Raw genomic sequence first — 6,869 nt, 5'->3', positions numbered from 1 at the left:
AAAACTATTTCAGCAAAATCAAAGAGTTCAGAGGCATAAATACAAGATACGATAAAACCGATACCAGCTATCAAGCCTCATGGAACCTGGCAGCAACGATCATCGCATTGCGCTAGATGTCCACAGACCCTAGCAAAATCCCGAAAGCAACGTATGCAATCACCGCCGAGACCCTCTTTACAGCAATACTTTCAAGGCGCGCTTTAGGCGCTTCGCCGCTCTTACTCCGACCGATTGTGCCTGATGAAGCAATATAGGACCAGTCAGACCGGCTTCGCTAGCAAGCTTGAACGCTTCGCGCTCAGTTGGTTTTTTACTCGCGGAAAATTCTGAAATACGTTGGCTGCGTTTTTTGCCGTAGGCATCTAAATCAAATGCATGCTCAAACTGATCAAGGGCCTGAAAGGCTTCGAGCGTCAACAGAGTCCTAGAGCACTTCCAACAAGCCCCGCAATTGATTTTCTCTCCTTTGTGATTGTGAGCGACGCAAACGTCAAGGCGCTCGCCAATTCCAGGAATACTGAGAATCTCACGCGTCTTCTCAGCCCGGGTGAAAGCGGAGCCTGTAGAGCGAAGGGTCATCGAAACAGTAGAAAGAAGTGGAAGGATTATCGTGTCTGCGTACGCCATGTCGTCCGTTGGAAATACGCCTGCGTAATCATAAGTGTCTGCTGAAGAATAATAGTAGGTGTTGGCGATCGACGTTAGCAGATGCGCTACAGACGCATTGCGAGCGGTGTGTGTACGTTGAAAATTCATTTTTAGAACGTCGGCCATATTGCTCTTCACACTTACCAGTCCCAACCGAAATTCAGCTGCGACATCCCTTGCTTGGGCGAGCACCTGCTGCTGCTTCTCTTCCGTGGTATTTGCCCCAACGTCACTCACAAGCAAATGTGTTAACTTTTTTGTGTGCAGTTGACACTCAATGAGATTTTCTTTGAGCGAGAACCAACTGTCGACACCTGCAGAGAAACCAGTAATAGCACCTGTCACCTTGCGATCAATCGCTATTGGCTCGGAGACTTTAACCTTTAGCCTAGGGTTAAAGCCCAACTGTGTCCCAAAAATGTAGATCAGGTCGGCACGCTGATGAGCAATACACTCAGAGACAGGAACGTCGAAAATTATTGGCAAGTTGTGCTTAAGGCCAAGAAGTAGACACGGCGCAAAAAATGCATCTGCAGATTCGATAGTGCTGTCTTTGGGAAAGCCTGACACCTCAAACCACATGTCTACGGCTACACCGTCATTCTGGATTGAGCACGAAGTCCTTAGCACTCCTCCTTCTGTCGTTGCGACGCGGAAATCGTTAACGACCAAATTCTTCTCATTCATTCTCTCAATTTCCTCAACCTTGGAAGGAATGATATCCGATGGAAACCGGGTTACTGAGACCTAGCCTCCGCACAGTGCTTAGCGACATTCTCTCATTGGTCAACCCTTCCGTCCCGAGTGCTCAATTGCTCCCTTGACGATCCGCCCTCTTCATAATCCGCCCTCTTCATAGCAGGATAGATCCCAAAGTGCTTTCGAGGCGGAACGGCGTCTGCTTTGTCCGCATTTGAGACTTTGGGTAATACCAAGCGCCACTTTCATCAGCAGCAAAGTATGTCTTGATGGAGTGTAAAAACGACACTCGGCGCAGGTCCCGCCAAGCTCGTCATTTTGCAGTTTTGGTCGCTTGGGGAAGATGGTGCTGCTGAAGGGACTCGAACCCCCGACCCCATCATTACGAATGACGTGCTCTACCAGCTGAGCTACAGCAGCATGCCTTGAAAACCAGGCTTGGCGACCGGTTGGTGCGCCGTCTCGAACGCTCTCGAGTGGGCCGCTAATTACCGGAGCTTTGACCGAGATGCAAGAGGCTTGGCAAAGGATCTTTGCCGGAAATCCACATGCTCCCAAAAGAAGCACACCCCACCTGACCTGAAACGGCTCAGCCCGTGCCCATGAGCCAACACGCACCTAGCCCAGACAGATCAGCCGGGCAGATCAGACGGGCAGCCAGGCGGGAGTTCGCCGTCAATTGAAGAACCGCGGACGGGGGCTCTTTGCCAAGGTGTCGTCCTCCTCCTCGGTCCCCGGATCGTCGGGCATACGGGAAAGGGGAAACTGGATCGGCTGGTTGAGACGGTCCGCCTTCTCCTCGGAGGCACCATTGCCCGGTGTTGCGTCCTGTCCCGCCGCAGATTGGGCGGCGGCAGCGGGCTGAACAGAAGCCTTTGGAGTATTGGCGCCCTTGGGATCCCTGTCTGAGGCCGTTTCAGCGAAAGCGGCACTGTCTTTGGCGCTGCTCTGTGCAGGCGGTGCGGCCGCCTTGGCGGTGGCAGATGTAGCTGCTGTCTCTGGTCTGTCTGCCCCGGTCGCCGCAGCAGCAGGGCTGCCGGAAGCTGCAGAGCTGTCCGGCAGGTCCGAAAGCGGCGGGCTGTGGCGCACATCATCTGTCGTGCCCTCATAACCCTTTTTGGCATCAGAGGGGGCGGCCTGTGCCGCCGGCTCGGGAGCCGCCTGTGCTGCCGGTCCGTCAGCAGCGGGCGCTTCGGCTGCGGGCGCTTCTGACGGCTGAACCGGGTCCGCTTTTCCGACCGGCGTCAGGTCAACAGTAGGTATGTCAGCGGCCTCAGCCGACGTGGCCGCGTCAGCGGCTGCCGCTGCAGGCGTGGCTGCGGCCGGGACAGCAGGTGCAACCGGCAGCGCCGGCGCCTCGAACAGGCTGTCCTCCAGCACAAGCTCTTCGTCTTCTTCCAGCGCGCTGCCGGGCACCTGCCATTGAAAGGCATCCAGCTTTCCGGTGACCGGGGAGACCGGGTGCCAGTCGGCAGAGACGAGGCCATCTGCAATCCAGGCCTTGTCCTGCGGCGCCTTCAAGGCCCGGGCAAGCCAGCCGCGCATGCGGCCCTCATCGCCATGTTCGGCTTCTTCCAGCTCGGCCATCAACAAAAAGGCGGCCCGGGAGGGATCACTTTGCAGCACCTTCTTCAGTTCGCCCCGGGCCTCATCGAATTCACGGGCTTCCAGCGCGGCCCGGGCAACGGCCAGCCCGCCCTCGGGGCTGCCCGCCCGCAGCGCAGCCAGTGATTTCACCCGTTTCAGCCGGTCGACAGCCGAATCACCGGAGCGCACATGGGCATAGGCGGCCGCAAGCTCGGGATGGGGGGCCAGGCGCCATGTGGCTTCCAGAACCTTGGCGGCCTTGCGCAGATCCGCCCGGCGGGTTGCCAGCCGCGCGGTCAGAACGGCGGCGGGCACCAGATCCAGCGCCAGGCCATGGGCTTCCTTGGCCAGGGAATAAGCCCGTTCCGGCTCGCCGTCTTCCAGTTTCATGGCCAGGGCGGTCAGGATCACCGCCCGCTGGCGCCGGTAGCTCTTCTTGTCCAGAAGCTTGGCGGCATAGTTGCGCTCAAGGGTCTTCAGCGCCTCGTCCCAGTGATGGGCCACGGCCTGATACCCAAGCACCGCCTTTCCGGCCCATTCCAGGCCGGGCGCGGTCTTGGCCGCTTCTTCCGCATAATGGCGGGCCGCGACCGGTTCCTTGTGGCGTTCGGCCTCCACAAACAGCCCATGCAGGCCAAGCGCCTTGGTTTCAGGCGCATCGAGCATGGCTTCAAAGCGCTGGCGAGCCTCGTCATCCTTGCCCGCAAGCTGAGCGGTCTGGGCCAGCAGAAGCTTGGCTGCCGGTTCAACAGGCAGAAGCTTGTCCGCCTCAAGAGCATGGCGCCGGGCCAGTTTCGCATCGCCCGTCCCCAGGGCAATCAGGCCTGCGGACAAAGCCGCATAGCCCTTGTCCTTGCGCCGCTGCCGGAAGAAACGGCCCGCAATCTGGGGCGATTTGAGAACCACCCGGACCGCCCAGACAATAACCAGAAACACCGCCAGCAAAATGCCGGCCACCAGCGCCGCAACCACCGGCGGCTGTTCCCAGACATATCCGTTCCAGCTGACCCGCACCATGCTGGGCAAGTCCGCCATCCAGGTGAATCCCAGCGCAAGGAGAAACACCATCCCGAAAAAGAGAAAGACGCGGATCATGTAGCTCGCTCCCAAGCGTTGCCGGGCCTGCCCGGCTCAAACATCATTTGGCGGCGCTGGTGGCTGGCAGCCACTCAACTGTCCTTCGCCGCAAGTGCTTTCAGCACTTCCTGCGACGCCTTGTCTGTCAGCGCATCCACCTCGACGCGCGCGTCTGCACGGGCAATCCAGTCACTGCCAACCGCCTTTGCCGTTTCCGGCAGGTCCTGATAGGCGGCAACCGCGCCCTGCAGATCCCCCTTGGAGACCGCATTTTCCATGCGCCGCAACACCGCTTCCGGACCTGTACCCTGCGCATCTCCGGGCCCGCGCACCGACACGATCGACTTTGCGCTCGCCAGAAGGCTGTCCAGAACATCCTCTGAATGGTCCGGTTGGGAAAAGGTCTGGTAGATCTCCCGCGCCACTGGCGGAAACTGGGCAATCAGAACGGAGACGGGCTCGACACCGGTGTTGGCGTGGGCCTGCAGCGCGGCAAGATCGATATCCGCCGGGAGACCGGCTTTCACCGCTGCAAGTTCCGTTTCATAGGGCCGGCCGGAATCCACCGCCGATTTCAGCGCGGAGACGGACAGCGCCCGCGCTGCCACTTCGCGGGCGGTGGCATCGCCCATGGTGGTTTCCACCTGCTGGAGCCGCGCGGATAGGGCCGTCAGTTCACTGCGGATCTGATCCAGAGCGTTCTTGCTGGATGCGCCTGCCGCGCTGAGGTCAGCGGAAAGACCAGAGAGGGTTTCCGAGGCCCGGGCCTGACTGTCGGCGAGGGTTTTCAAGGAAACATCCGCTGTGGACACAGCCGTCTGGGCCGTCTTGGCAGCCGCTTCTGTCGTCTGCAATCGGGCCTCCACCTCGCTGATCTGCGTCTTGAGGCTGGTGAGCTGGTTTTCCAGCCCGGACAGGGACCCTGTCAGCCTATCTGCCTCGCTGCTAGACGAGGTCGTCGCACTTTCAAGCTTGGCAAGCCGGTCTTCGAGAGGCTTCAGATCCGTCTGTATCTCTGGGCCAACCGAAGTTTCAAGCTTGGCAAGCCGCTCTTCCAGGGGCGCAAGGTTGACGGTGACCCCGGCGCCACCTGCCCCGATCTCAACGGAATTACGGAAAGTCTCAAAGTCGGACTTCAAAGCCTCCACCGCAGAGCCTGCCCCGTCAGTTGCTGAGGAAACAGCCGTTTCCAGATCGCTCTCCAAAGCCGCCAGCTTGCGCTCCAAAGCGGCAACCGCCTGGCTGGCATCCTGCCCCTGGACCGAAGTTCGAACGGATCCAAGCTCCTGTTCCAGTTCGGAAATCCGTCCTTCTGCCCGTGACAGCGCGCTGGCCAGCTGCTGATCCTTCTCCGGCGTCATCTTCAAAAGACCCACCTGATGCAGCCCGAAACCACCGCCCAGCACGATGATCCCGCCAATCACAGCGGCAATCAGAACACCGAAGGCTCCAACTCCACCCCGATCCTCGGCAGCCGGAGGATTGGAAAAGCTGGAGCTTGCGGAGGGTTTGGAAGCACTGCTGCCCGAAGCAGATCCCGGTTTGGTCCCGGAGGAGTTCCCGGAGGCGGAAGCGGAAGACGGCGCCGAACTGCCCGAAGCAGACGAACTGGAGGATGAAGCGGCAGTCGAAGGCCGGGACGATGATGATGACGAAGACGTATCGGCTGCTCTGAGGCCGCTGCCCCCGCTCGGCAAAGAACTTCCAGCAGCCCCCGGCCGCGGGGGGGATGAGGCGGCCCCTGCCGCGCCAGCACTGGGTGCGCCCGGCTTGCCTGCAGCCGTTGAGGCGGATCCGGATTTCGGCACGCTGGCTGACGCACTGCTGCCGGAAGACGCACTGCCCGGCTTGTCGGCAACTTCTTTGGCTTTCAGATCAATCGTCACGGGCCGCTTGGATGCCGCCCCCGCGCTCGCAGAAGGCTTGGCGCTGCTGCCCGGCGTGTCCGAGGCTCCGCCTTTGGCGCCGCCTGAAGAGGATGTTCCGCCAGAAGATTTGTTGTCCGTCGCCATCTCTACTCCTCCTGAACCCTTTTTGCTCAGGTTCCACCCTTCACTATACACACCTCTTTGCGAAGCGGTACCGCTGCGGCCCAGACTTTTGCGCGCTGCAAAACAACGACTCCCCCGGTTCTGGTTAAGACTCTCCTAAAACCAGCTCCAGAAGTGCTTTTTCCGCCGGAAACTCAGCGACTTCCACCTGCGTAAGGCTGGCCAGCGGTGCGCCGGCCTGCTCAGAGAGCGCATAGACCCGCAATCGGGGCAAAATGTGATCGAGCCCGGCCGCGCCCAGCAGCTTTGAAAACGTGGCAGCCGTGCGCCTGGAAAAGATCAGAACGCCGTCATAAAGCCCGCCAGCCAGGGCGCGGCTCACCTCCCCGGGCAAGGCCTGCGCGGGCATCATCGCATAGACCGGGCACACGCGGCAGGAAATGCCCCGCGCCTGCAGCAGCCCCTCCAGATCTCCCGCCCGGTCCCGGGCCGCCGGATAAAGAATACTGCCGCTGCCGACCGTCTGCGGATCCTCTGCGATCAGCTGTGCAAGGGCCGCCACATTGCCCGAGGCGGAGCGAACGGTTGAAAATCCCGCCGCACGACTGGCCTCCGCAGTCGAATCGCCAACGGTGTAAACCACCAGCCGTGCCAGATCGGCAAACTGGGCATGGCCGCGCAATACGGAGACCGTGCGGCGGCTGGAGATGGCCATTGCAGTCACATTCGTCAGATCAAACTGCTCCGGGGGTCTGGCTGAGAAGGTCAGGAGCGGCGCTTCATCAGCGCGGTGGTGAGCGGCCCGGAGCGCATCTGCGGTCCGGTGGCAATCCGGTTGCGGCCGTGTCACCAGAAAGCGCATCC

General features: G+C 60.4%; 5 protein-coding genes, 1 tRNA gene and 1 pseudogene. 2 read left to right on the top strand and 5 right to left on the bottom strand.

Translation table 11 applies throughout. From position 1 onward, the window contains the following. Positions 1-116, top strand: a pseudogene (locus ACXAIC_RS14645) (IS5/IS1182 family transposase); the annotation flags it as partial. Between the two features lie 61 nt (positions 117-177). Here ACXAIC_RS14645 and ACXAIC_RS14640 read toward each other — a convergent pair. The 4 genes from ACXAIC_RS14640 to ACXAIC_RS14625 form a co-directional block, all read right to left on the bottom strand. Continuing rightward, complete coding sequence (locus ACXAIC_RS14640; protein ID WP_475180550.1) at positions 178-1,338, bottom strand: hypothetical protein; 1,161 nt, start codon at positions 1,336-1,338, stop codon at positions 178-180. Positions 1,339-1,694: 356 nt separating this feature from the next. Continuing rightward, a tRNA-Thr gene (locus ACXAIC_RS14635) sits at positions 1,695-1,770 on the bottom strand. Positions 1,771-2,025: 255 nt separating this feature from the next. After that, positions 2,026-4,032: a heme biosynthesis HemY N-terminal domain-containing protein gene (locus ACXAIC_RS14630; protein ID WP_475180547.1), complete on the bottom strand. Its 2,007-nt coding sequence runs from the start codon at positions 4,030-4,032 to the stop codon at positions 2,026-2,028. A 74-nt stretch (positions 4,033-4,106) separates the two neighbouring features. Next, a complete protein-coding gene (locus ACXAIC_RS14625) occupies positions 4,107-5,438 on the bottom strand; it encodes a COG4223 family protein (RefSeq protein ID WP_475180544.1) in 1,332 nt (443 codons plus the stop codon). Between the two features lie 58 nt (positions 5,439-5,496). Here ACXAIC_RS14625 and ACXAIC_RS14620 point away from each other — a divergent pair, with 58 nt between their 5' ends. Then, positions 5,497-6,165 (top strand): hypothetical protein, encoded by a 669-nt coding sequence (locus tag ACXAIC_RS14620; RefSeq protein ID WP_475180540.1) that lies wholly within the window; start codon positions 5,497-5,499, stop codon positions 6,163-6,165. Here ACXAIC_RS14620 and ACXAIC_RS14615 read toward each other — a convergent pair. After that, positions 6,151-6,867 carry a uroporphyrinogen-III synthase gene (locus ACXAIC_RS14615; RefSeq protein ID WP_475180538.1) on the bottom strand — a complete coding sequence of 239 codons (717 nt, stop codon included), beginning with the start codon at positions 6,865-6,867 and terminating at the stop codon, positions 6,151-6,153. The two genes, ACXAIC_RS14620 and ACXAIC_RS14615, sit on opposite strands and share 15 nt — an antisense overlap. Between the last annotated feature and the right edge of the window lie 2 nt (positions 6,868-6,869).

The organism is Roseibium sp. AWQ4_254 (assembly GCF_056161025.1).
This window is presented reverse-complemented; position numbering and strand designations above follow the sequence as displayed.

Bases quoted from the DNA above. Each gene is read 5' to 3' on its own strand.
- ACXAIC_RS14640 (WP_475180550.1), bottom strand. From the start codon at position 1,338: ATGAATGAGAAGAATTTGGTCGTTAACGATTTCCGCGTCGCAACGACA.
- ACXAIC_RS14630 (WP_475180547.1), bottom strand. From the start codon at position 4,032: ATGATCCGCGTCTTTCTCTTTTTCGGGATGGTGTTTCTCCTTGCGCTG.
- ACXAIC_RS14615 (WP_475180538.1), bottom strand. From the start codon at position 6,867: ATGCGCTTTCTGGTGACACGGCCGCAACCGGATTGCCACCGGACCGCA.